The organism is Ectobacillus polymachus, from assembly GCF_048159605.1.
GTDB classification, from domain to species: Bacteria; Bacillota; Bacilli; order Bacillales; family Bacillaceae_G; genus Ectobacillus; species Ectobacillus polymachus.
Genome location: NZ_JBLREB010000001.1, coordinates 1,357,046 through 1,380,934, shown reverse-complemented (window position 1 = coordinate 1,380,934; position 23,889 = coordinate 1,357,046). Strand labels below are relative to the sequence as shown.

Below are 23,889 nucleotides of genomic sequence, written 5' to 3'. Positions count from 1 at the left end.
TGAGGTTCTAGGGGGATTTTGATATGTTAGAATTTGATACTACTCAAGATCAATTAGCAAACATAAGAGTTATCGGTGTAGGTGGCGGAGGAAACAATGCAGTAAACCGGATGATTGAGCATGGTGTCCAAGGAGTAGATTTTATTTCTGTTAATACAGATGCCCAGGCTCTTAATCTATCAAAAGCAGAAACAAAAATGCAAATCGGAGGCAAGTTAACCCGTGGTCTAGGAGCAGGTGCCAATCCGGAAGTTGGGAAAAAAGCTGCTGAAGAGAGCAAGGAACAAATACAAGAAGCTTTACGCGGGGCAGATATGGTTTTTGTTACCGCTGGTATGGGGGGCGGAACAGGTACAGGCGCTGCTCCTGTTATTGCTCAAGTTGCGAAAGAATCAGGTGCTTTAACTGTTGGTGTTGTAACACGTCCATTCACATTTGAAGGCCGTAAACGTGCAACACAAGCTCAATCTGGTATTTCTGCTTTAAAAGAAAATGTAGATACACTCATCGTTATTCCAAATGACCGCTTATTAGAAATTGTAGATAAAAATACACCTATGTTGGAAGCATTCCGTGAAGCAGATAATGTATTGCGTCAAGGGGTGCAAGGTATATCTGATTTGATTGCTGTGCCAGGACTTATTAATCTAGATTTCGCAGATGTTAAAACTATTATGTCCAATAAAGGTTCTGCTCTAATGGGAATCGGAATTGGAACAGGAGAATCTCGTGCAGCTGAGGCTGCAAAACGTGCCATCTCCAGTCCATTACTAGAAACATCTATTGATGGCGCACAGGGTGTGCTTATGAATATAACTGGTGGAACGAACTTAAGCTTGTATGAAGTACAAGAAGCTGCTGATATTGTAGCGTCTGCATCAGATCCAGAAGTAAATATGATTTTCGGATCTGTTATTAATGAGAACTTAAAGGATGAAATTATCGTAACAGTAATTGCAACTGGATTTGATGATAATCTTGCAATGCCATTACCAAAACCAAGTGCAAGACCTGTAACTTCAGCGACAGCACCACCGGTAAAGGCAGCAAGAGAAGTGAGCCAAGAAGAACCTGTAGAGCGTAACGCTCAAGTAGACGATATTGATATCCCTGCTTTCTTACGTAATCGTCGTAGACGATAAAGTGAAACTTCCCTCGGTGGGGGTTTTTCTCATCCCCCACCGAGGGTTAGCCCGCCCAATACGGACTTTTACGGGCAGTTATGACCCCCACTTATTCTTTTTCGATTTTTCTAAGACTTGAAGTGGGGGTCTTACTGCCCGTTAAAGCGGGATAAATGGAAACAAAAAAAGCTGACATTTGTCAGCTTTTTTTTGTTGGACTTTTGTTTAGGAACGTGACAGGAAATGGCTAGAATTAGCAAAATAACAAGGAAAACTCCAACAGAAATTGACAGACATTCGCAGCAGTTGTACTTTATACTAATTTCATCCGTTATGTATGGGCAGTATAGCCTTGTTTTTTCATACTTGAGTGAAACACAGGAAGGTTAAGTCGGTAGATATCTGTAAAATCTAGATTGATCAGGCTTACCATTAGTGGGAATGGAGAACCCTTTACTTGTGGGAAGTTTCACTTTATTTAACATGAATGAAGAGGTGAGTATTTGGTTGTTTATGCGGATGTTGTATGGCTGCTCAATCTTTGTATTGATTACCTCCTTTTGTTACTAACCGCTATTATATTGAAGAAGAAAATAAGAAAATGGAGACTTCTTTGCGGAGCATTCATCGGATCTATCCTCGTCATCATTACACTTATATCGGTAGATTTTGCACATCCAATCGTTAAACTTCTTTTTTCCTTTCTCATTGTATATGCTGCATTTGGTTTTACTCGTATTCGGACCTTCATTGCAACAGTATGTATGTTTTACTTTGTAACCTTTATGGTAGGTGGTGGACTTATTGGCCTTCATTTCTTTCTAATGGATAGTCCTATTTTACGAGGAATGGCCTTGACACAACCTAGTTCCTTTGGTGATCCAATTAGCTGGCTGTTCGTAATAATTGGTTTTCCGATTATCTATTATTTTTCTAAAAAAAGAATTGGTGATATCGAAATTACTCGTATACGGTATGAGCAAATTGTAGAGGTAGAACTCATTGTGAATGGATTAGAGTTGAAACTTAACGGGCTAATTGATAATGGTAATCAGTTGTATGATCCCATAACAAAAACGCCAGTAATGATTGTGGAGGCAGACACGATAAAACAGCTGATTCCACAATGGTTGCTAGAGCAATCTAAACAACCTACAAGACTCCTACACGAAAAAGAAGAACAAATAGATTGGATGAAGCGCATTCGAATTATTCCGTATCGGGGAATTGGCCAGAGCCATCAGTTTTTATTGGCTGTGAAACCAGATACGATAAGAGTTTACAAAGATGGAGAAATTCTTTCAGTTCGAAATGTTTATGTTGGCATCAATCATACGAAGTTATCATCTGATAATGAGTATACATGCATTCTTCATCCGAAAATGTTGTTATCAACCACTGCATAACAAGAAAAGGTAGGAGGAAAAAGTATGGGGAAAATAAAGCTAAGAATGACGTATCTACTGTATAAAGTATTACAGAAGCTTGGAATTAAGACCGATGAAATCTTCTATATTGGTGGAAGTGAAGCGCTCCCTCCTCCTTTAACAAAGGAAGAAGAAGAAGTACTGTTGCAAAAGCTTCCAAGTGGTGATGAGGTAGCACGCGCTCTTCTTATTGAACGAAATTTACGACTCGTCGTTTACATAGCAAGAAAATTTGAAAATACAGGGATTAATATTGAAGATTTAATCAGCATCGGTACGATTGGTCTTATTAAAGCGGTCAACACATTTAATCCAGAGAAAAAAATAAAGCTTGCCACGTACGCCTCACGTTGTATTGAGAATGAGATTTTAATGCATCTAAGGCGGAATAATAAGAATCGTTCAGAGGTATCATTTGATGAACCGCTAAATATCGATTGGGATGGCAATGAACTATTGCTATCAGACGTTCTTGGAACAGATGATGATATTATAACAAAAGATTTAGAGGCCAATGTTAACCGTCACTTGTTAATAAAGGCACTTCATCAGCTTAATGAGCGGGAAAAACAAATTATGGAGCTGCGCTTTGGTTTAGACGGCAGTGAAGAAAAAACGCAAAAGGATGTAGCGGACATGTTAGGTATTTCGCAATCATACATCTCACGGTTGGAAAAAAGAATTATCAAACGGTTGCGTAAAGAATTTAATAAAATGGTATAGGCTCGTCCGAATAAAAATCCCTCCAAAGGAGATACTTTACTCTGTACAGCAACTCCCAGTAGGAGGGAATACATTGACACGAAACAAGGTAGAAATTTGTGGCGTAGATACATCTAAACTTCCAGTACTGAAAAACGATGAAATGCGGAGACTATTCCAAAGCATGCAATCGGGAGATACAACCGCACGAGAAAAACTCGTTAATGGAAATTTACGTCTTGTCCTCAGCGTCATCCAACGATTTAACAACAGGGGAGAATTTGTTGACGATTTGTTTCAAGTTGGCTGTATTGGCCTTATGAAATCCATTGATAATTTTGACTTAGGTCAAAACGTAAAATTTTCCACATATGCTGTACCGATGATTATCGGGGAGATAAGAAGATATTTACGAGATAACAATCCCATACGCGTTTCTCGCTCCTTACGTGATATTGCTTATAAGGCATTACAAGTAAGAGAGAGGCTTATCGCACAGCATTCAAAGGAGCCTACTGCGATGGATATTGCGCAGGTTCTCGGAGTAACCCATGAAGAAGTGGTATTTGCCTTAGATGCCATTCAAGATCCTGTCTCGTTGTTTGAGCCTATTTACAACGATGGAGGCGATCCAATTTTTGTTATGGATCAGCTAAGTGATGACAAACAAAAGGATGAACAGTGGCTAGAGGAACTTGCGTTAAAAGAAGGTATGAAACGATTGAATGAACGCGAAAAAATGATTATTCGAAAACGATTTTTTCAAGGAAAAACGCAAATGGAGGTAGCTGAAGAAATCGGTATCTCTCAGGCACAAGTATCTCGTCTCGAAAAATCAGCAATTAAACAAATGAATAAATCGATTCAATGAGATTGGTACAAGGTGATGTAGAAAGAATTCTACTTGTTTACATCACCTACCAGATAAGTTTTAAAGCAATTTTGTATATTTAATACTTATACATGACCGTCACAGTAATTTACTGTTTGACGGTTTTATTCTTTTCTCCTTTTTTTCAGTATTCACATACAGCACAAACTCGTATCATATACTGATTACAAAGGAGAGGATGCTAATGATTCGAATTTCAGATTTTCAATCAAAGGATGTTGTAAATGTGTTTGATGGAAAAAAACTCGGAAACATTGGAGACATCGATATTGACGTTATTACTGGTAAAATTCAAGCTATTATCATTGGCAAACAAGGTAGAGTGCTTGGATTATTACGAAAAGAAGATGAAATTTTGATTCCTTGGCGCCAAATCGTGAAAATTGGAGAAGATGTAATTCTCGTTCGTGTACAAGTAAGCGAGATGCCGACAAATTCTGAGCAGCCTACGACATTTTCCTAAAAAATATTGCAAATTCTACTTTATTTTATATTGTCATTATGAAAAAATAAAAGTATGGTAAAATAGACAACAAACACCATACTTTTTTTATGATGAAAAATAAGGAGCCGTTGTATGATGTATGAACCATTTCAAAATAAAGACGGTATCTTGTACATTTCAGATTGGAACGGAGTACTAGCAGGTTTCTCCACAAGAGAAGGCGGCATTGGAGAGCATCCCTATCATTCATTAAATGTAGGATTGCATGTACAGGATCGTTCAGAAATTGTTCTGGAAAACCGCCGTTTACTTGCTCAAAAACTACATGCCCCTTTACAATCATGGGTTTGTTCCTTGCAAGTTCATGATAATAAAGTGGAAAGAGTAGGACATGAGGATAAAGGGAAAGGAGTATTTAGGTATGATGACGGCATTCCTGGAACAGATGGAATTTATACAACAGAAGAAAATATGTTGTTAACATCCTGTTATGCCGATTGTGTGCCGTTATACTTTTATGCTCCGTCCCACCATCTTATAGGATTAGCACATGCCGGCTGGAAGGGTACAACAAAAGGAATTGCGCTTGAAATGATTCGCAAATGGGTGGAAGAGGAGCATGTTCCCATTGCAAATATACATGTCGCAATTGGACCTTCTATTGGAGGCTGCTGCTATGTAGTAGATGACCGGGTATTGGATGCCGTTCAAAGAATCATGTTGGATCCTGCTCCATATAAAGTAGTTTCAGATGGACAGTACTCTCTTGATTTAAAAGAAGTCAATCGTAAATTGGTACTTCAAGCAGGTATACCCAATCAAAACATTGTCGTTACCTCTTTTTGTACGAGCTGTGATCAGGAGCTTTTTTTCTCGCACAGACGTGATGGCGGAAAAACTGGACGTATGATGAGCTTTATCGGCTTTAAGGAGGGTTACAACCGTTGACAGTACAAAATCATTTAGCACTTGTAGAAAAAGAAATAGAAGTTGCATGCAAAAAAGCAAATCGCTTACCTAGTGAAATTACTATAGTTGCTGTAACAAAAACGGTAGGAGATGAAAAAACAAAGGAAGTTCTTCGTGCGGGCTTAAAGCATATAGCAGAGAATCGCCCGGAAGGTTTTTCACATAAACAGGAAGTATTTGGTGATGAAGCCATTTGGCATTACATCGGATCACTTCAAACGAGAAAAGTGAAAGAAATCATTAATAAAATTGATTATTTACATGCGTTAGATCGCATGTCTTTAGCAAAGGAAATTCAAAAAAGAGCCGAGAAAACCATTCGATGCTTCTTGCAGGTGAAAACTTCAAAGGAAGAGTCTAAGCATGGACTTAGTCCAGAAGAAGCTATTCAGTTTGTGAAAGAATTAGAAGCATATGATAAAATTAATGTTGTCGGACTTATGACAATGGCTCCTTATACAAGTAATGAGGAAGAAATTCGTACATGCTTCCAGACGTTAAAGAATATTCAATCTGAAATACATTCGTTGCACCTACCTTATGCTCCTTGTACAGAACTATCAATGGGTATGTCTAATGACTACACAATAGCGATAGAAGAGGGGGCAACATTTATTCGACTAGGAACGATTTTAGTTGCAGAAGATCATTAAGGAGGGGAACACATGAGTTGGTCAAAGGTAAAGGATTTTTTCTTTGACACGAATGAGGAATTAGAAGAGCATAGACAGTTGGAAATGGAGAGAGATCAACCAGTGGATGAGGAACTACCTTTACAAAAGCATGGTCAAAAGCCAAATGTTGTAAGTATTGAGAAAGCAAAAGGTTCTTCTAAAGTTGTATTACTTGAGCCACGTACGTATTCAGAAGCACAAGCTATTGCTGATCAACTGAAAAATCGCAGGGCTGTAGTTATTAATTTGCAACGAGTGCCGAGCGATCAAGCATTACGTATTGTTGATTTTTTAAGTGGTACGGTTTATGCAATTGGTGGGGATATCCAAAAGCTCGGGGTCAAAACATTTATTTGTACACCTGAAAATGTTGATATCGTTGGGGCTATATCAGAATTATTAGAAGAAGAAAATTCAAGTATAAAGAGGTGGTAAACCTTCATGAACATCATACCTAGTATATTGCTTACCCTCTTTGATGTTTATTATTATGCAATAATTGTTTATATTTTACTATCTTGGTTACCAAGTGCGAGAGAATCTGCCATTGGTGTTTTCCTTGCTCGAATTTGTGAACCGTTTTTAGAGCCGTTTCGTCGCATTATACCAGCAATTGGAATGATTGACATTTCTCCTATCGTAGCTCTTATCGTACTTCGTTTTGCCCAATCTGGTTTAGCAAAAATTTTATATATGATTTTTGGTTGATGGTAAGATGAGTATTTACGAACACTTCCGTCCAGAAGAAGCTATATTTGTTGATAAAGTACTGGAATGGAAGGAAGCGGCTGAATTCTATCATAATTCAAAATTGACAGACTTTCTCGATCCGAGGGAACAGAACATTATTCGTAGTGTGGTTGGTAATGATTCGGAGGTTGCTGTAAACTTCTATGGCGGCGCGAGCGATGTGGAACGAAAACGTGCCATTATTTGTCCTTCCTATCTAACACCTGAAGAAGATGATTTTTCTTTACATATTCTCTCGATTACATATGCATCTAAATATTATACGATTGAGCATAGACAGGTGTTAGGAACTCTTATGTCACTAGGATTAAAACGTGAAAAATTTGGAGACATCTTATTACAGGATAATCAAATTCACATCGTTGTGGCCGAAGAAGTTGCCTCTTATATCCAAAGTAATTTGCAAATGATTGGCAAAGCAAGTGTTTCTGTATCTTCTATTTTTCCAAGTGATTTGATTTTGGTCAAAGATGCATGGGCGGAGAAGTCGGGCACAGTATCAACGCTGCGACTAGATGTACTTGCTGCAGAAATGTTTCACGTATCACGTCAAAAATTACAACTGCTTATAAAAAGCGGATCTGTCAAAGTAAATTGGAAAGTTACCCAGCAACCATCCTTTGAATGCCGGGAAGGCGACGTTATTTCTGCAAGAGGCTATGGTAGAAGTAAATTAATTGGAATTGAAGGGAAATCGAAACGAGATAAGTGGAGAATTATCTTTGGTTTACGAAATTAATACATATTTAGGAAGGAAAAGTCCTAAGTTTGTCGAAGATTTAGAGTGCAATTCTATATAACTACGTGGAGGTGGCGTTTGTGCCCTTAACACCATTGGATATTCATAATAAGGAATTTAGCCGTGGTTTTCGCGGATATGATGAAGATCAAGTAAATGAGTTTCTTGATCAAGTAATTAAAGATTATGAGCTTGTGATTCGTGAGAAGAAAAAGTTAGAAGAACATGTTGAAGAATTGCAGCAGAAGCTTGGACATTTTTCTAGTATTGAAGATACTTTAAATAAATCAATTGTCATTGCGCAAGAAGCTGCTGAAGATGTGAAGAGAAATGCTCAAAAAGAAGCGAAATTGATTATTCGTGAATCTGAAAAAAATGCAGATCGTATCATTAATGAAGCGTTAGTAAAAGCTCGCAAAGTTACGTTTGATATTGATGAGTTGAAGAAACAATCAAAGGTATTTCGGACAAGATTCCGTATGCTTCTTGAAGCACAGCTGGATATGTTAAATAATGATGATTGGGATAACCTGATGGAATTAGAACAAGAATCTGGTTTAGTTAAGCAAGGAGATTCAATGTAACTTGACGTTTCCCTCGGAATTACATATAATTCTATAACAAAATACTTTCGATAAAAACAAGGATAGGGACGAGTACTTCTTTTTCTTTATACAGCGAATCGAGGTTAGTGGAAGCTCGAAATATTTGAAAAGAAGGAATATCACCCTGGAGTTCCATACTGAATCTTTAGTAGGTAATGGCGTTTTGTTCACGTTACGAATTTTGAGTGGATTGCTTTCGTGATCTACAAGGGTGGTACCGCGGGAGACCTTCTCGTCCCTTTTTGGGATGAGTGGGTCTTTTTGTTTTTGTCAAAATAAAGGAGGACTAAAAATGGAGTACAAAGATACACTGTTAATGCCAAAAACTGATTTTCCTATGCGTGGCAACTTGCCAAAGCGTGAGCCTGCTATTCAAAAGCAGTGGACTGAAATGGATATGTATAAAAAGGTGCAGGAGCATACGAAAGGTAGACCACTATTCGTATTGCATGATGGACCTCCTTATGCAAATGGCGATATCCACATGGGTCATGCGTTAAATAAGGTGTTAAAGGACTTTATTGTTCGATATAAATCCATGAACGGGTACTCTGCTCCTTACGTACCTGGATGGGATACACACGGTCTACCAATTGAACAAGCGCTTACGAATAAAGGAGTAAAGCGCAAGGAAATGACAGTTGCAGAATTTCGTAAGCTTTGTGCAGAATATGCGTATGAGCAAGTCGATCGTCAACGAGAACAATTTATGCGTCTAGGTGTGCGCGGGGATTGGTATAATCCATATATCACACTTAAACCTGAATATGAAGCTCAGCAAATTCTTGTATTTGGGGAAATGGCGAAAAAAGGATATATTTACAAAGGACTAAAGCCGGTATATTGGTCCCCTACAAGCGAATCAGCATTAGCTGAAGCAGAAATCGAATACAAAGATAAAAAATCACCGTCTATCTATGTTGCATTTCATGTGAAAGATGGAAAAGGTGTCTTAAATGGGGATGAACAATTTATTATTTGGACGACAACCCCATGGACTATTCCTGCTAACCTAGGGATTTCGGTACATCCTGATTTAGAATATAGTGTTGTAAAGGTGAACGATGCGAAATATATTGTTGCATCTGCACTCTTAGAAGAAGTAACGAAAACTCTTGCATGGGAAGAAACGGAAATTACAAAAACGGTAAAGGGTAGTGACCTCGAATACGTTGTTGCAAAACATCCATTCTATGATCGAGATTCACTTGTTATGGTAGGAGAACATGTAACAACTGATGCTGGTACAGGATGCGTTCATACAGCACCTGGACACGGAGAAGATGACTTTATTGTAGGACAAAAATATGGATTAGATGTCTTATGCCCAGTTGATGATAAAGGGTATTTAACAGCGGAAGCACCAGGATTTGAAGGATTATTCTACGACAAAGCAAACAAAGTCATTACGGAAAAGTTAGAAGAAGTCGGTGCATTGTTGAAACTGCAATTCTTTACCCACTCCTATCCACATGACTGGAGAACAAAAAAACCAATTATTTTCCGTGCTACGGCACAGTGGTTTGCTTCTATTGCGGCGTTCCGTGAGGATTTATTGCAAGCAGTTCAAGAAACAAAGTGGGTACCAACATGGGGAGAAACACGACTATTTAACATGGTCCGTGATCGCGGCGACTGGTGTATTTCTCGTCAACGTGCATGGGGTGTTCCAATTCCTGTTTTTTATGCTGAAAATGGAGATCCAATTATTACGGATGAAACGATTCAACATGTTTCAAAATTATTCCGCGAGAACGGGTCAAACGTATGGTTTGAACGTGAAGCGAAAGACTTACTTCCAGAAGGCTTCACTCATCCATTAAGTCCAAATGGCATCTTCAAGAAGGAAACGGATATTATGGACGTTTGGTTTGATTCTGGTTCATCGCATCAAGCTGTGTTATTAGAACGTGAGGACTTACAACGCCCGGCTGATTTGTATTTAGAAGGATCTGATCAATATCGTGGTTGGTTTAACTCTTCTTTATCTACAGCAGTAGCTGTTACAGGCAAGGCACCGTATAAAGGCGTGTTAAGCCATGGGTTTGTTTTAGATGGTGAAGGACGCAAGATGAGTAAATCAGTTGGTAATATTGTAGCTCCTAAAAAAATCATGGATCAACTAGGTGCGGATATTCTTCGACTTTGGGTAGCTTCCGTTGATTATCAAGCAGATGTTCGTATCTCCGATGATATTTTAAAACAAGTGGCCGAGGTTTATCGTAAAATTAGAAACACATTCCGTTTCCTATTAGGTAATTTGTTTGACTTTGATCCGGTAGCAAATGAAGTACCTACAGAGCAATTACGTGAAGTAGACTGCTACATGCTCGCAAAGTTAAATGTGCTAATTAACGGAACGAAGGAAGCCTATGAAAACTATGAATTTGCAACGATTTTCCATTCCGTACACAATTTCTGTACGATTGATTTAAGCTCCTTCTATTTAGATTTTGCAAAGGATATCTTGTATATTGAGTCCGCTGATCATCATGATCGACGTGCTATTCAAACGGTATTATATAAAGTGCTTGTAGCTCTTACTAAGCTTGTATCTCCTATTTTATCTCATACAGCTGATGAAGTTTGGACTTACATTTCTGGTGTAACGGAGGAAAGTGTGCAGCTTACGAATATGCCAGAGCCAATTGCTATTGAAAATAGTGAAAAGCTATTGGAAAAATGGGATGCATTTATGCTTCTTCGTAACGATGTATTAAAAGCGTTGGAAACGGCACGTAATGAAAAAGTGATCGGTAAATCATTAAATGCTAGCATAACATTGTATCCAACGAAGGAAATGCAAAGCTTGCTAGGATCTATCAAAGAAGACTTGAAACAGTTATTTATCGTTTCTGAGTTCCGTGTGGATGGAACAATTGAGGATGCTCCTGCTTCTGCACAGCGATTAGAACATACAGCAGTCGTTGTAAAACAGGCAGAAGGTGAAACATGCGAACGATGCTGGGTTGTTAGTTCAACTGTTGGACATAATCACGAGCATCCAACGTTATGTGAACGTTGTGCTTCTGTAGTTACTGAACATTATGTAAAATAATAGAAGATTTCTTTTATCATATCCCAGGGCCTATGAAAGGTCTTGGGATTTTTTTTTTTTTTTTTTTTTTTTTTGTTTGGTGCTTCCTGAAAAGGAAAAATGTGTGGCTCGTATGTAAATCAGTTTCGGAAATACTAACGGCATAAAGCAAAAGCCTGATGGAGGGAGTTTAGCGTGAATACTACTTATCATGATATTAAACGTGAACTCGAATTCATGAGAAATGAGTTAAAGGCTAGGTTAGATTGTGAATATCGCTATGAGTGGGGAGAGGAATTTGGTGTTACACAAACAGAAGAAGTACGAAAGAAGAAAATGGTTCTTCATAACGTTCAAGCTGATTTAGCTGATATCGAGCGTGCCCTTTTTAAAATGGACATCGGCTTGTATGGAATTTGCGAGGAGACAGGGAATAGACTTTCACTTGAGCAACTTTGTATTTTACCGACTGCACGTAGTATTTATGAATTTTCATTCCAACGATTGCATATATGATAGTTGTATGTCCTACAATTTGTATTTTATAGGTGTAACGAAACGGTGTTTCCTTCATTCGTTGCACTTTTACTTTTGTTTTGTAGGATTTCATCCTATCGTTCATTGTGAAATTGCCCTAGCTATGCTAAAATTTTGAGGTACACTGTCAATGTGGGGGAAAAAATATGATGTATTATGGCATTGCTTTAGCGGTCATTTTGGTAGATCAATTTACAAAATGGCTTATTGTTACGTATATGCAATACGGGGAAAGTATTCCAATCATTCAAAACGTGTTATACATAACATCCCATCGAAATAAAGGGGCAGCATGGGGAATGCTGCAAGATCGAATGTGGTTTTTTTATACGATTACGGTCGTGATTGTAATTGCAATTGTATATTACCTGAGAAAATACGGAAAACAGGATAAGCTTCTCGGTATTGCACTCGGGCTTATTTTAGGCGGAGCCTTAGGGAATTTTATTGATCGAGTATTTCGAAAAGAAGTGGTTGACTTTATCCATACGTATATTTTTTCGTATAATTTTCCAGTGTTTAATGTGGCGGATTCCTCACTTTGTATTGGCGTAGCCCTTCTGTTTATACAGACGCTGATGGAAGGGAAGAAAGCGAAGGAGTAAGATAAATGGCAGAAAGAATAGAATTAACAATAGCACAAGAGCAGCAAAATGAACGCATTGATAAGGTGCTAGCAGCTGTAGGTGAAGAATGGTCACGTTCTCAAGTGCAGCAATGGATTAAAGAAGGTATTGTTATTGTGAATAGTTTACCAGTAAAGGGAAACTATAAAGTAAAAGTAGGCGACACCATTGCTATAGATGTTCCTGATCCAGAGCCGCTAGACGTTGTTCCTGAACCGATGGATTTAGATATTTACTATGAAGACTCAGACGTTATTGTTGTTAACAAGCCTCGTGGAATGGTTGTTCACCCTGCAAATGGACATGCGACCGGAACACTAGTGAACGGAGTTTTATATCATTGTAAAGATTTGTCTGGAATTAATGGGGTTATGAGACCAGGTATCGTTCATCGTATTGATAAAGATACATCTGGACTTTTAATGATAGCAAAGAACGATATGGCTCATGAATCTCTTGTTAATCAGCTTGTAGCAAAAACGGTAACAAGACGTTATAAAGCTATTGTTCATGGTGTTATTGAACATGACACCGGTACGATTGACGCACCAATCGGACGGGATAAAAATGATCGTCAAAGTATGACAGTCGTCGAAAATGGTAAGCATGCAGTAACACATTTTCGTGTGCTTGAGCGTTTTCAAAATTATACATTTGTTGAATGTAAACTGGAAACAGGACGAACTCATCAAATACGTGTTCACATGAAGTATATTGGCTATCCATTAGCTGGTGATCCAAAATATGGGCCAAAGAAAACCTTGCCTATTGATGGACAAGCTCTTCATGCAGGTGTATTAGGATTTGTACATCCAAGAACCGGTGAATATTTAGAATTTGAAGCACCGCTGCCAGAAGATTTTGTACATGTACTAGAGGATGTTCGAAAATTATCTTGACATTTGACTATAAAAATGGCATACTTGTAACAGTTAAATAAGTCCTTTAAATTAGCCCTGTGAGGTTGAGAAGGAAACGGATGAATGGATAGGATGTTTATATCTCTATTCACGCCTTCTCACATAGTGGGAAGGCTTTTTTATATCCTCTCTTTCACATGAAGCTTACATCGGAGGTGAACGAATGAAAGAAAAGGCAATTGTACTGGATGAGCAAATGATTCGTAGAGCGCTCACACGCATTAGTCATGAAATTGTAGAGCGTAACAAAGGTGTGGATCAATGTGTACTCGTCGGCATCAGAACACGCGGAATCTTTATAGCGAAAAGATTAGCCGAGCGTATTTTGCAAATTGAGGGAACATCCATACCGGTTGGTGAAATTGATATTACAATGTATCGTGATGATTTAACCATCCAATCAAAAGATAAAGAGCCCTTGGTAAAAGGATCTGATATTCCCGTCTCGATTACAGATAAGAAAGTTATTCTGGTAGATGATGTGCTATTTACAGGACGAACGGTGAGATCAGCGATGGATGCAATCATGGATATTGGACGGCCGTCTCAAATCCAACTTGCCGTTTTAGTAGATCGTGGTCATCGTGAGCTTCCTATTCGAGCTGATTATATTGGAAAGAACATTCCGACATCGAGAATTGAAAGAATTGAAGTTGGACTTTCGGAAGTTGATGAAGTTGAAAAAGTAAGTATTTACGATAGAATGCCCTTTTAAATGTAGTCCTGTGAGACTGCCAAAGGGTCGTGCTTTCCTACGAATTGTAGGTGCAGTATGACTCTTTGTGCAAGTTGCACAAAGAGTTTTTTTATTATAGCAAATTAAATACATTATATATACTCGCATTTCACGCAGGAGGAGAAAATTCATGCAAAAACCAGTATTAGACATCCATGACGTTCCAAGCCCTGGAAAGTGGCTCTTTCTCAGCATTCAGCATTTATTTGCAATGTTTGGTTCCACAGTTCTTGTTCCATTTTTAACAGGGCTATCACCAGCGGTTGCACTCGTTACGAGTGGGGTTGGTACACTGACCTTTCTACTTGTAACAAAAGGGCAAATGCCATCCTATCTTGGCTCATCCTTCGCGTTTATTGCTCCTATTATTGCTGCGAAAGCAGCAGGCGGTCCTGGTGCTGCAATGGTAGGAAGCTTTCTAGCAGGTCTTGTTTATGCAGTTGTAGCAATTATTATTAAAAAATCTGGATCAGATTGGATTATAAAATTACTTCCTCCTATTGTAGTAGGACCAGTTATTATGGTAATCGGATTGAGCTTAGCACATACTGCAGTAGGAATGGCAATGAATACGGCAGATGGAAAATATAGTGTAACGAATTTTTCTGTAGGACTTGTCACACTCGCAATCACGATTCTGTTCTCTATGTTTGCAAGAGGATTTTTAGGAGTTATACCTGTACTACTCGGTATTATCGGCGGATACATATTCGCTTATTTCCAAGGAATTGTAAACCTACAGCCTGTCTATGCAGCCAAGTGGTTTTCTATTCCGGACTTTACAATTCCATTCGTATCATATGTTCCAACCTTTACTTGGCAAATCGCACTTCTTATGATTCCAATTGCGGTAGTTACAATATCAGAGCATATCGGTCACCAAGTTGTTTTAGGTAGCATTATTGAACGTGACTTATTTGAAAACCCAGGATTACATCGCTCCTTATTTGGAGACGGATTGGCAACAATCCTAGCATCCATTCTTGGAGGACCACCAAGTGTAACGTATGGAGAAAATATTGGTGTACTTGCGATTACGCGAGCTTACAGCATATATGTATTCGTCGGAGCTGCCATCATGGCAATCGTATTTGGATTCATTGGCAAAATTTCAGCGCTGATCAGCAGTATCCCAACTCCTGTTATGGGGGGAGTAAGTATCCTCTTGTTCGGGGTTATAGCATCAAGTGGTCTTCGTATGATGGTAGATGAAAAGATTGATTTTGGAAATAAACGTAACCTAATGATTTCATCTGTCATCCTTGTCCTTGGTATTGGAGGAGCTGTTTTAAAAATCGGTTCGTTCCAACTTGAAGGAATGGCGTTTGCAGCCATTGTAGGGGTTATCTTAAATGCGATTCTCCCTAAAAAACTATAATTTAGTAAACAATAGTCACCTTTTATTATAATCCGTGAGACTGAAAAGGGTGTAACAATCAAGTTGATTTTATACCCTAGTCGAAAATAGGCTAGGGTATTTTTATTCATATATTGTTATAAATATTCGAAGATGTTATGATAAAAAATGAAGAGATGAGGGATTTAAATGAACCATTTGCTAACCATGAGTGACTTAACAGAACGTGAAATTTCTGAAATTCTAAAAGATGCCGAAAATTTCAAAAATGGTCATATGTCCAAGGTGAAGGAACAAACATTTGTAGCAAATTTGTTTTTTGAGCCTAGCACAAGAACAAGTACTAGCTTTGAAGTTGCCCAAAAGAGATTGGGGCTAGACGTTCTAAATTTCTCAGCACAATTCTCTAGCGTTCAAAAGGGAGAAACGTTGTATGATACTCTTCGAACTTTACAGTCAATTGGAGCAAGTGCATTTGTGATCCGTCATCCAAAGGATCGATACTATGAAGAGATACAGGATAAAATAAAAGTTCCAATCATAAATGCAGGGGATGGATGTGGCAATCATCCAACGCAATGCTTACTTGATTTACTGACGATTAATCAGGAATTTAAGACTTGGAAAGGATTGAAAGTAGCGATTGTGGGAGATATTCGTCATAGTCGCGTAGCAAGATCTGATGCTGAGGCTCTAACTAAGCTGGGGGCAATAGTATATTTTGTAAGCCCAAATGAGTGGAAGGACGAATTAAATACTTTTGGTTCCTATGAAAACTTGGATCATTTAATACCGGAAGTAGATGTGCTCATGCTTTTACGTGTGCAACATGAACGTCATGATCACGTTGCAAAGAACCTGATGAGTCATTACCATGAAAATTTCGGGCTTACAGTAGATAGAGAAAAACGTATGAAACCAGGAAGTATTATTATGCATCCAGCTCCTGTAAACCGAGGGGTAGAAATCGCTAGTGAGCTTGTTGAATGCGATCGTTCTCGCATTTTTACACAAATGCAAAATGGAGTTTATGTTCGAATGGCGGTATTAAAACGGGCGTTGCCAAGTGTATGTGGAGGGATAGAGAATGAAGTACTTGTTTAAAAACGGATCATATTTGAATAAAGAAGGAAAAGTTATAATTGGAGATGTGTTCGTCCGTGATGGAGTGATTGCAGAAATAGGAACAAATCTAACAATAGACGACGCACAGATTATAGATGCAACAGGCAAATTAATCACGCCGGGATTTATTGATGTTCATGTTCACTTACGTGAGCCGGGCGGTGAACATAAAGAAACGATCGCAACAGGTAGCCTTGCAGCCGCAAAAGGTGGCTTTACAACCATTTGTGCTATGCCAAATACGAAGCCAGTACCTGACAGTGAAGAACATATGTCGGCGTTACAAGAACGGATAACGGAAACAGCACATGTTCATGTGCTTCCTTATGCATCGATTACGGTTCGACAAACAGGAGAACAGCTTACTGATTTTGAGGCCCTGAAGGAGCTTGGTGCATTTGCCTTCACAGATGATGGAGTAGGTGTGCAATCTGCTGATCAAATGTTACAAGCAATGAAAAAAGCAGCTGAAGTAGATATGGCAATTGTAGCTCATTGTGAAGATAATTCCCTTATTCATAAAGGCTGTGTGCACGAAGGTGTTTTTTCAAAACAACATAATTTAAATGGAATCCCTTCTGTATGTGAATCTGTTCAAATTGCTCGTGATGTATTACTAGCAGAGGCAGCTGGATGTCATTACCACGTTTGCCATATTAGTACGAAAGAGTCAGTGCGAGTAGTTCGTGATGCAAAGGCAGCTGGAATTCGTGTGACAGCAGAAGTATCGCCGCATCATCTACTGTTATGCGAAGAAGATATTCCTTCCCTTGATCCAAATTATAAAATGAATCCACCACTTCGAGGTGTGGCAGATCGTGCTGCATTAATCGAGGGCTTACTGGATGGAACAATTGATATGATCGCTACAGATCATGCTCCGCATGCTGCAGATGAGAAAGCAAAAGGAATGAAATTGGCACCATTTGGGATTGTCGGTTTAGAAACTGCGTTTCCTCTTTTGTATACTCATTTTGTTCAAACTGAAATATGGTCATTGCATAAATTGGTACAGCTTATGACAGAAAAACCTGCAGATACGTTTAAATTAGATGCAGGACGTATGGAAGTTGGAAAGGCAGCGGATATTACAATAATTGATTTAGAGAATGAGTATGAAATAGATCCAAATACATTTGTGTCAAAAGGAAAGAATACTCCTTTTGCTGGGTGGAAATGTAAAGGCTGGCCAGTAATGACGCTTGTAGATGGTAACATAGTATGGCGAAAGGAGAGTGTATTTGCATGAAAAGACAGCTCATATTAGAAGATGGAACTGTATTTGTAGGCGAAGCGTTTGGCGGTGATATTGAAAAATCAGGAGAGGTAGTCTTTCATACTGGAATGACTGGATACCAAGAAATATTGTCTGATCCGTCTTATTGTAATCAAATCGTGACACTCACCTATCCTCTTATCGGTAACTATGGAATTAGCAGAGACGATTTTGAATCAATCAATCCATTTATTAATGGACTGATTGTAAAGGAATTATGTGAATATCCATCTAACTTCCGAAGTGAAAAAACGGTTGATCAATACTTGCGGGAACGAAATATCCCAGGATTATCAGGTATTGATACAAGAAAGCTAACGAAAATACTACGTGAACATGGAACATTAAAGGGACGTCTTTGCGATATGGAAGTGGATATTCCTTATACAGTGAATAAACTGAAAGCGACTGTATTTACTGACCATGTAAAGCGTGTTTCAACGAAAGACCCGTATCCAAGTCCTGGACGTGGGTACCGTGTTGTTCTTGTTGACTTTGGTATGAAGCACGGAATTCTTCGTGAACTGAATAATCGGAACTGTGATGTAATTGTGGTACCGTACGATACTTCGAGCGAGGAAATATTACGATTGCATCCGGATGGTATCATGCTCAGCAATGGACCTGGAGATCCGAAGGACGTTCCAGAAGCGATTGAAATGATACGAGATATTATTGGAAAGGTTCCGGTTTTTGGTATTTGTCTTGGACATCAATTATTTTCACTTGCTTGTGGTGCGAATACTGTGAAGATGAAATTTGGTCATCACGGTGCCAATCATCCTGTAAAAAATTTAGCAACGGATCAAGTAAGCATTACTTCACAAAATCATGGCTATACCGTTGAAAAGGAATCGATTAAGGATATTCCACTAGAAATTACACACTTAGCATTGAATGATGGAACGGTAGAAGGAGTACGTCATACATCGGCTCCAGCCTTTACGGTACAGTATCATCCAGAGGCCTCACCAGGACCAGAGGACGCAAACAATCTGTTTGATCAATTTCTTGCTATGATTAAGAACGGGAAGAAGGAAGGAGAAACACTATGCCAAAACGCCTAGACATTAACACCATATTAGTTATTGGATCAGGTCCAATTGTAATTGGGCAAGCAGCAGAATTTGATTATTCTGGAACACAAGCATGTCAATCTTTAAAAGAAGAAGGCTACAAGGTGATTCTCGTCAATTCGAATCCCGCAACGATTATGACGGATACAGCCACAGCTGATAAAGTATATATTGAACCTCTTACACTTCCGTTTGTAAGCCGAATCATTCGAAAGGAAAGACCTGATGCTATTTTGCCTACATTGGGAGGTCAAACTGCTTTAAATATGGCAGTTCAATTAGCAGAATCAGGTGTACTTGAGGAATGCGGAGTTGAAATATTAGGAACGAAGCTTTCTGCAATTCAACAAGCAGAGGATCGTGAATTATTTAAGAATTTGATGCAAGAATTAAATGAGCCTATTCCTGAAAGTACGATTATTCACACGTTAGAAGAAGCAGAGCAATTTGTAAGTAAAATTGGTTATCCGGTTATTGTACGTCCAGCGTTTACATTAGGAGGTACTGGCGGCGGAATTTGTAGTAATAAGGAAGAACTTGTAGAAATCGTTTTGAGTGGATTAAAGCATAGTCCTGTATCACAATGTTTACTTGAAAAAAGTATCGCTGGTATGAAAGAAATCGAATACGAAGTAATGCGCGATAGTAATAATAATGCCATTGTAGTATGTAACATGGAAAACTTTGACCCTGTTGGTGTTCATACTGGAGATTCTATTGTTGTAGCACCAAGCCAAACGTTAAGTGACCGTGAATATCAAATGCTGCGTAATACGTCACTAAAAATTATTCGTAAACTAGGAATTGAAGGCGGATGTAATGTCCAGCTTGCCCTTGATCCATATAGCTTTCAATATTATGTAATTGAAGTAAATCCACGTGTAAGTCGCTCATCAGCACTTGCGTCAAAGGCAACGGGGTATCCGATAGCAAAGCTTGCAGCGAAAATCGCCGTTGGATTAACGCTAGATGAGATTATAAACCCTGTTACGAAAACAACCTTTGCTTGTTTCGAGCCTTCGCTTGATTATGTTGTAACAAAAATTCCACGCTGGCCATTTGATAAATTCGAATCAGCAAACCGACTACTAGGAACACAAATGAAAGCAACCGGCGAAGTTATGGCAATCGGTCGTAATGTAGAGGAATCTCTGCTTAAAGCTGTTCGCTCCCTAGAACTAGGTGTCTATCATTTAGAAATGGAGCATCTTAAGCATTTGGATAAAGACACAATAAGAAGACGTATTGAAAAAGCAGATGATGAACGTGTATTTATCATCGCAGAAGCAATCCGTCAAGGTGTGACAAAGGAAGAAATTCACGAGTGGAGTGAAATCGATTATTTCTTCTTGCAAAAAATAGAAAATATTATTGCGATGGAGCGTAAGGTAAAAAATCATATAGATGACGTTACGATTCTGGAAGCTGCTAAAAAATTAGGCTTTAGTGATCACTATATCGCTTCTATCTGGAATAAAAGTGAATATGAATTGTGTGAAATGCGAAAGAAAGAAAGCATAGTTCCTGTCTATAAGATGGTTGACACATGTGCAGCGGAGTTTGAATCATCCACACCATACTTTTACAGCACGTATGAAGAAGAAAATGAATCTGTTAAAAGCGAACGTAAGAGTGTCATTGTACTAGGTAGTGGACCAATTCGGATTGGGCAAGGAATTGAATTTGACTATGCGACTGTTCACTCCGTATGGGCAATTAAAGAAGCAGGCTATGAAGCTATTATTATAAATAATAATCCTGAAACGGTTTCAACAGATTTTAGTATCTCTGATAAGCTATACTTTGAACCTCTAACAATCGAAGATGTAATGCATGTTATCGATTTAGAAAAACCTGAAGGGGTTATTGTGCAGTTTGGTGGTCAAACGGCTATTAATTTAGCATCCAAGCTTCAAGAACGTGGTGTGAAAATTCTAGGAACTTCATTAGAAGACTTAGACCGTGCTGAAGACCGCGACAAATTTGAAGCGACATTACGAGAACTTGGTATTCCTCAGCCACTAGGAAAAACAGCAACAGCTGTTGAAGAGGCTGTTACGATTGCAGAAAATATCGGGTATCCTGTTCTTGTTCGTCCTTCGTATGTGCTTGGTGGACGTGCGATGGAGATTGTGTATCACAAGGAAGAACTATTGCACTACATGACAAATGCAGTAAAGGTTCATGCCGAGCATCCAGTTTTAATTGACCGTTACATGGTCGGAAAAGAAATAGAAGTGGACGGAATCTCAGATGGAAAAGATGTATATATACCAGGAATTATGGAACATATTGAACGTGCTGGGGTTCACTCAGGAGATTCCATTGGTGTATATCCACCGCAAAGTATATCGTCAGCAATAAAAGATAAAATTATCCAACATACTATTTCCTTGGCAAAAGGACTTAATATCATTGGTTTACTTAATATTCAGTTTGTTGTTTTTCAAAATGAAGTTTATGTGATCGAAGTGAATCCAAGATCAAGTCGAACTGTACCTTTCTTAAGCAAAATAACAAATGTCCCAATGGCTAATATTGCTACAAAAGTAATTTTAGGAAAATCATTAGCAGAGCTTGGTTATCCGACAGGTTATCATCCTGAAAAGAATCAAGTGTTTGTCAAAGCGCCAGTCTTTTCATTTGCGAAATTACGTTCTGTAGACACAACGCTCGGACCAGAAATGAAATCAACAGGAGAAGTAATGGGTAAGGATTTAACACTTGAAAAGGCATTGTATAAAGGTTTAGTTGCATCTGGTATTCATATTCCAACTCACGGATCTGTAATTATTACAGTAGCTGACAAGGATAAAGAAGAAGCAACAGAAATTGCGAAACGGTTCCATGAAATTGGCTATAACATTTTAGCGACAGACGGTACTGCAAAAATGCTTATGCAGCATAATATACCTGTACAAATTGTGAATAAAATTGATGCAGAAGACTACAATATGCTCGATATTATCCGACAAGGAAAAGCTCAGTTTGTAATTAATACACTAACGAAAGGTAAACAGCCTGCACGTGATGGTTTCCGTATTCGTCGTGAATCGGTTGAAAATGGAGTAGCTTGTCTAACATCCCTTGATACAACAAAAGCGATTCTTGGAGTGTTGGAATCTATGACATTTTCGGCAATCGAAATGAAAGAAACAGCGTCTCATCAGAATGCTGAGGTGATTCATTCATGATTCAAAAAGAAAAAATGGTTATAGTAGACCAAATAGAGATTGCACCGCGTATTTTTGAACTGATTTTGCGTGGTAATCTTGTGCAAGAAATGGGTGAACCAGGACAATTTGTTCATGTAAAAGTAGCAGAGGGACATTCTCCTCTGCTGCGACGCCCAATCAGTATTTGCGATATAGATAAAGATAAAAAAGAGTTTACGATGCTATATCGCGCAGAAGGACAAGGAACACAACTCTTGTCTCAAAAAAAGGCTGGAGATGTAGTTGATGTTCTTGGACCACTTGGACATGGCTTTCCTGTTTCCGCTGTGAAGAAAGGTCGAACTGCTTGTTTGGTAGGAGGCGGGATTGGAGTACCGCCGCTTTATGAATTATCCAAGCAGCTTCGTGCTAAAGGAGTTCATGTGATCCATGTTCTCGGTTTTGCATCGAAAGAGGCTATGTTTTACGAAAGGCAGTTTCAAGCGTTAGGTGAAACATATGTTGCAACGGTTGATGGTTCTTATGGAACAAAGGGATATGTGACAAATATCACATCTAAGATTTCTTTCGATGTGATGTTTGCATGCGGTCCAACGGTTATGTTGCAAGCTCTTGAAAACGAGTATAGTGATCGTGAATTATACCTATCTTTAGAGGAAAGAATGGGATGCGGAATTGGTGCTTGCTTTGCTTGTGTGTGCCATATGAAGCATGATGAAACAGGAAGTGCCTATAAGAAGGTATGTAGTGATGGTCCTGTATTTCGAGCAGGGGAGGTTGAATTATGAATCCATTGCATGTAGAATTGCCAGGTCTTTCACTTAAAAATCCGGTTATGCCAGCATCCGGATGCTTTGGATTTGGTCGTGAATTTGCACAGCTTTATGATTTAAATGTGCTTGGTTCCATCATGATTAAGGCGACCACGGAAGAAGCACGTTTTGGTAATATGACACCGCGTGTAGCCGAAACACCTGCAGGTATGTTAAATGCCATTGGCTTACAAAACCCGGGTTTAGAGAAAGTGATTAATAAGGAATTAGCTTGGCTTTCTTCTTATGACGTACCTATCATTGCAAATGTTGCTGGCTCACAAACGGAAGATTATGTTCAGGTAGCAAAAGAAATTTCAAAGGTACAAAATGTTCATGCCCTTGAACTTAATATTTCTTGCCCAAATGTAAAAACGGGGGGCATTGCATTTGGTACTGTGCCAGAAATAGCTGCAGATTTAACTAGAAAAGTAAAAGAAGTTTCTGAAGTTCCTGTGTATGTAAAACTGTCTCCTAATGTGACAAACATCGTAGAAATTGCAAAGGCCATTGAGGCAGCAGGGGCTGATGGATTAACGATGATAAATACATTACTTGGCATGCGGATTAATATTAAAACCGGAAAGCCGATTTTAGCAAATACAACAGGCGGATTATCTGGACCAGCTATAAAACCAGTCGCTCTTCGGATGATTTATGAGGTTAGTCAGGCTGTAAATATTCCAATAATCGGAATGGGCGGGATTGAAACCGCAGAGGATGTTATCGAATTTTTCTATGCTGGGGCAAGTGCAGTGGCAATTGGAACAGCTAATTTTGTCGATCCATTCGTATGTCCTACTATTATTGAAGAGCTTCCACATCTGCTAAATCAACTTGGATACGATCATATTTCAGATTGCCACGGAAGGAGCTGGAAGTAG

Annotated in this window: 23 protein-coding genes and 1 other annotated feature; all 23 genes read left to right on the top strand. The window is 38.8% G+C overall.

Features of this window, described 5'->3' with window-relative positions:
* Nucleotides 1-23: 23 nt before the first annotated feature.
* The 23 genes from ftsZ to ACM5BR_RS06900 all read left to right on the top strand — a co-directional run bounded on the left by ftsZ (nucleotide 24) and on the right by ACM5BR_RS06900 (nucleotide 23,889).
* Nucleotides 24-1,142: a cell division protein FtsZ gene (gene ftsZ, locus ACM5BR_RS07010; RefSeq protein WP_416826936.1), complete on the top strand. Its 1,119-nt coding sequence runs from the start codon at nucleotides 24-26 to the stop codon at nucleotides 1,140-1,142.
* 485 nt (nucleotides 1,143-1,627) lie between these two features.
* Nucleotides 1,628-2,530 (top strand): sigma-E processing peptidase SpoIIGA, encoded by a 903-nt coding sequence (gene spoIIGA, locus ACM5BR_RS07005; protein WP_416826935.1) that lies wholly within the window; start codon nucleotides 1,628-1,630, stop codon nucleotides 2,528-2,530.
* Nucleotides 2,531-2,554: 24 nt separating this feature from the next.
* Complete coding sequence (gene sigE, locus ACM5BR_RS07000; RefSeq protein ID WP_416826934.1) at nucleotides 2,555-3,274, top strand: RNA polymerase sporulation sigma factor SigE; 720 nt, start codon at nucleotides 2,555-2,557, stop codon at nucleotides 3,272-3,274.
* A 73-nt stretch (nucleotides 3,275-3,347) separates the two neighbouring features.
* Nucleotides 3,348-4,124: an RNA polymerase sporulation sigma factor SigG gene (gene sigG, locus ACM5BR_RS06995; RefSeq protein ID WP_416826933.1), complete on the top strand. Its 777-nt coding sequence runs from the start codon at nucleotides 3,348-3,350 to the stop codon at nucleotides 4,122-4,124.
* 205 nt (nucleotides 4,125-4,329) lie between these two features.
* Entirely contained in the window at nucleotides 4,330-4,608 is a 279-nt protein-coding gene (locus ACM5BR_RS06990; protein ID WP_416826932.1) for a YlmC/YmxH family sporulation protein, read from the top strand.
* Between the two features lie 117 nt (nucleotides 4,609-4,725).
* Nucleotides 4,726-5,538: a peptidoglycan editing factor PgeF gene (gene pgeF / locus ACM5BR_RS06985; RefSeq protein ID WP_416827862.1), complete on the top strand. Its 813-nt coding sequence runs from the start codon at nucleotides 4,726-4,728 to the stop codon at nucleotides 5,536-5,538.
* Entirely contained in the window at nucleotides 5,535-6,212 is a 678-nt protein-coding gene (locus ACM5BR_RS06980; protein ID WP_416826931.1) for a YggS family pyridoxal phosphate-dependent enzyme, read from the top strand. The genes pgeF and ACM5BR_RS06980 overlap by 4 nt, the downstream gene beginning before the upstream one ends.
* A 12-nt stretch (nucleotides 6,213-6,224) precedes the next feature.
* On the top strand, nucleotides 6,225-6,668 hold the full coding sequence (locus tag ACM5BR_RS06975) for a cell division protein SepF (RefSeq protein WP_416826929.1): 444 nt from the start codon (nucleotides 6,225-6,227) through the stop codon (nucleotides 6,666-6,668).
* 6 nt (nucleotides 6,669-6,674) lie between these two features.
* Nucleotides 6,675-6,941 (top strand): YggT family protein, encoded by a 267-nt coding sequence (locus tag ACM5BR_RS06970; RefSeq protein ID WP_416826928.1) that lies wholly within the window; start codon nucleotides 6,675-6,677, stop codon nucleotides 6,939-6,941.
* A gap of 7 nt (nucleotides 6,942-6,948) precedes the next feature.
* Nucleotides 6,949-7,722, top strand: a complete 774-nt coding sequence (locus tag ACM5BR_RS06965; protein ID WP_416826927.1) for a YlmH family RNA-binding protein — start codon at nucleotides 6,949-6,951, stop codon at nucleotides 7,720-7,722.
* Nucleotides 7,723-7,802: 80 nt separating this feature from the next.
* Entirely contained in the window at nucleotides 7,803-8,306 is a 504-nt protein-coding gene (locus ACM5BR_RS06960) for a DivIVA domain-containing protein (RefSeq protein WP_416826926.1), read from the top strand.
* A 50-nt stretch (nucleotides 8,307-8,356) separates the two neighbouring features.
* Nucleotides 8,357-8,570: a binding site (T-box leader), on the top strand.
* 49 nt (nucleotides 8,571-8,619) lie between these two features.
* Nucleotides 8,620-11,385 carry an isoleucine--tRNA ligase gene (gene ileS, locus ACM5BR_RS06955; protein ID WP_416826925.1) on the top strand — a complete coding sequence of 922 codons (2,766 nt, stop codon included), beginning with the start codon at nucleotides 8,620-8,622 and terminating at the stop codon, nucleotides 11,383-11,385.
* Nucleotides 11,386-11,559: 174 nt separating this feature from the next.
* A complete protein-coding gene (locus ACM5BR_RS06950; RefSeq protein ID WP_416826924.1) occupies nucleotides 11,560-11,880 on the top strand; it encodes a TraR/DksA family transcriptional regulator in 321 nt (106 codons plus the stop codon).
* 167 nt (nucleotides 11,881-12,047) lie between these two features.
* On the top strand, nucleotides 12,048-12,506 hold the full coding sequence (gene lspA, locus ACM5BR_RS06945) for a signal peptidase II (protein WP_416826923.1): 459 nt from the start codon (nucleotides 12,048-12,050) through the stop codon (nucleotides 12,504-12,506).
* A 5-nt stretch (nucleotides 12,507-12,511) separates the two neighbouring features.
* Entirely contained in the window at nucleotides 12,512-13,426 is a 915-nt protein-coding gene (locus tag ACM5BR_RS06940; protein WP_416826922.1) for an RluA family pseudouridine synthase, read from the top strand.
* 184 nt (nucleotides 13,427-13,610) lie between these two features.
* The gene (pyrR, locus tag ACM5BR_RS06935) at nucleotides 13,611-14,162 is read left to right on the top strand and encodes a bifunctional pyr operon transcriptional regulator/uracil phosphoribosyltransferase PyrR (protein ID WP_416826921.1); all 552 of its coding nucleotides are present in this window, start codon (nucleotides 13,611-13,613) and stop codon (nucleotides 14,160-14,162) included.
* Between the two features lie 151 nt (nucleotides 14,163-14,313).
* The gene (locus ACM5BR_RS06930) at nucleotides 14,314-15,561 is read left to right on the top strand and encodes a solute carrier family 23 protein (protein WP_416826920.1); all 1,248 of its coding nucleotides are present in this window, start codon (nucleotides 14,314-14,316) and stop codon (nucleotides 15,559-15,561) included.
* Nucleotides 15,562-15,729: 168 nt separating this feature from the next.
* Entirely contained in the window at nucleotides 15,730-16,644 is a 915-nt protein-coding gene (locus ACM5BR_RS06925; protein ID WP_416826919.1) for an aspartate carbamoyltransferase catalytic subunit, read from the top strand.
* Complete coding sequence (locus tag ACM5BR_RS06920; protein ID WP_416826918.1) at nucleotides 16,628-17,914, top strand: dihydroorotase; 1,287 nt, start codon at nucleotides 16,628-16,630, stop codon at nucleotides 17,912-17,914. The genes ACM5BR_RS06925 and ACM5BR_RS06920 overlap by 17 nt, the downstream gene beginning before the upstream one ends.
* Nucleotides 17,911-19,008: a carbamoyl phosphate synthase small subunit gene (locus tag ACM5BR_RS06915; RefSeq protein ID WP_416826917.1), complete on the top strand. Its 1,098-nt coding sequence runs from the start codon at nucleotides 17,911-17,913 to the stop codon at nucleotides 19,006-19,008. Before ACM5BR_RS06920 ends, ACM5BR_RS06915 begins: the two co-directional genes overlap by 4 nt.
* Entirely contained in the window at nucleotides 18,993-22,211 is a 3,219-nt protein-coding gene (gene carB, locus ACM5BR_RS06910; protein WP_416826916.1) for a carbamoyl-phosphate synthase large subunit, read from the top strand. The genes ACM5BR_RS06915 and carB overlap by 16 nt, the downstream gene beginning before the upstream one ends.
* Nucleotides 22,208-22,981, top strand: a complete 774-nt coding sequence (locus ACM5BR_RS06905; RefSeq protein WP_416826915.1) for a dihydroorotate dehydrogenase electron transfer subunit — start codon at nucleotides 22,208-22,210, stop codon at nucleotides 22,979-22,981. Before carB ends, ACM5BR_RS06905 begins: the two co-directional genes overlap by 4 nt.
* Nucleotides 22,978-23,889 (top strand): dihydroorotate dehydrogenase, encoded by a 912-nt coding sequence (locus tag ACM5BR_RS06900; protein WP_416826913.1) that lies wholly within the window; start codon nucleotides 22,978-22,980, stop codon nucleotides 23,887-23,889. Before ACM5BR_RS06905 ends, ACM5BR_RS06900 begins: the two co-directional genes overlap by 4 nt.

Bases quoted from the DNA above. Each gene is read 5' to 3' on its own strand.
- ftsZ (WP_416826936.1), top strand. From the start codon at position 24: ATGTTAGAATTTGATACTACTCAAGATCAATTAGCAAACATAAGAGTT.
- sigE (WP_416826934.1), top strand. From the start codon at position 2,555: ATGGGGAAAATAAAGCTAAGAATGACGTATCTACTGTATAAAGTATTA.
- ACM5BR_RS06990 (WP_416826932.1), top strand. From the start codon at position 4,330: ATGATTCGAATTTCAGATTTTCAATCAAAGGATGTTGTAAATGTGTTT.
- pgeF (WP_416827862.1), top strand. From the start codon at position 4,726: ATGTATGAACCATTTCAAAATAAAGACGGTATCTTGTACATTTCAGAT.
- ACM5BR_RS06975 (WP_416826929.1), top strand. From the start codon at position 6,225: ATGAGTTGGTCAAAGGTAAAGGATTTTTTCTTTGACACGAATGAGGAA.
- ACM5BR_RS06970 (WP_416826928.1), top strand. From the start codon at position 6,675: ATGAACATCATACCTAGTATATTGCTTACCCTCTTTGATGTTTATTAT.
- ACM5BR_RS06965 (WP_416826927.1), top strand. From the start codon at position 6,949: ATGAGTATTTACGAACACTTCCGTCCAGAAGAAGCTATATTTGTTGAT.
- ileS (WP_416826925.1), top strand. From the start codon at position 8,620: ATGGAGTACAAAGATACACTGTTAATGCCAAAAACTGATTTTCCTATG.
- lspA (WP_416826923.1), top strand. From the start codon at position 12,048: ATGATGTATTATGGCATTGCTTTAGCGGTCATTTTGGTAGATCAATTT.
- ACM5BR_RS06940 (WP_416826922.1), top strand. From the start codon at position 12,512: ATGGCAGAAAGAATAGAATTAACAATAGCACAAGAGCAGCAAAATGAA.
- pyrR (WP_416826921.1), top strand. From the start codon at position 13,611: ATGAAAGAAAAGGCAATTGTACTGGATGAGCAAATGATTCGTAGAGCG.
- ACM5BR_RS06930 (WP_416826920.1), top strand. From the start codon at position 14,314: ATGCAAAAACCAGTATTAGACATCCATGACGTTCCAAGCCCTGGAAAG.
- ACM5BR_RS06925 (WP_416826919.1), top strand. From the start codon at position 15,730: ATGAACCATTTGCTAACCATGAGTGACTTAACAGAACGTGAAATTTCT.
- ACM5BR_RS06920 (WP_416826918.1), top strand. From the start codon at position 16,628: ATGAAGTACTTGTTTAAAAACGGATCATATTTGAATAAAGAAGGAAAA.
- ACM5BR_RS06915 (WP_416826917.1), top strand. From the start codon at position 17,911: ATGAAAAGACAGCTCATATTAGAAGATGGAACTGTATTTGTAGGCGAA.
- carB (WP_416826916.1), top strand. From the start codon at position 18,993: ATGCCAAAACGCCTAGACATTAACACCATATTAGTTATTGGATCAGGT.
- ACM5BR_RS06905 (WP_416826915.1), top strand. From the start codon at position 22,208: ATGATTCAAAAAGAAAAAATGGTTATAGTAGACCAAATAGAGATTGCA.
- ACM5BR_RS06900 (WP_416826913.1), top strand. From the start codon at position 22,978: ATGAATCCATTGCATGTAGAATTGCCAGGTCTTTCACTTAAAAATCCG.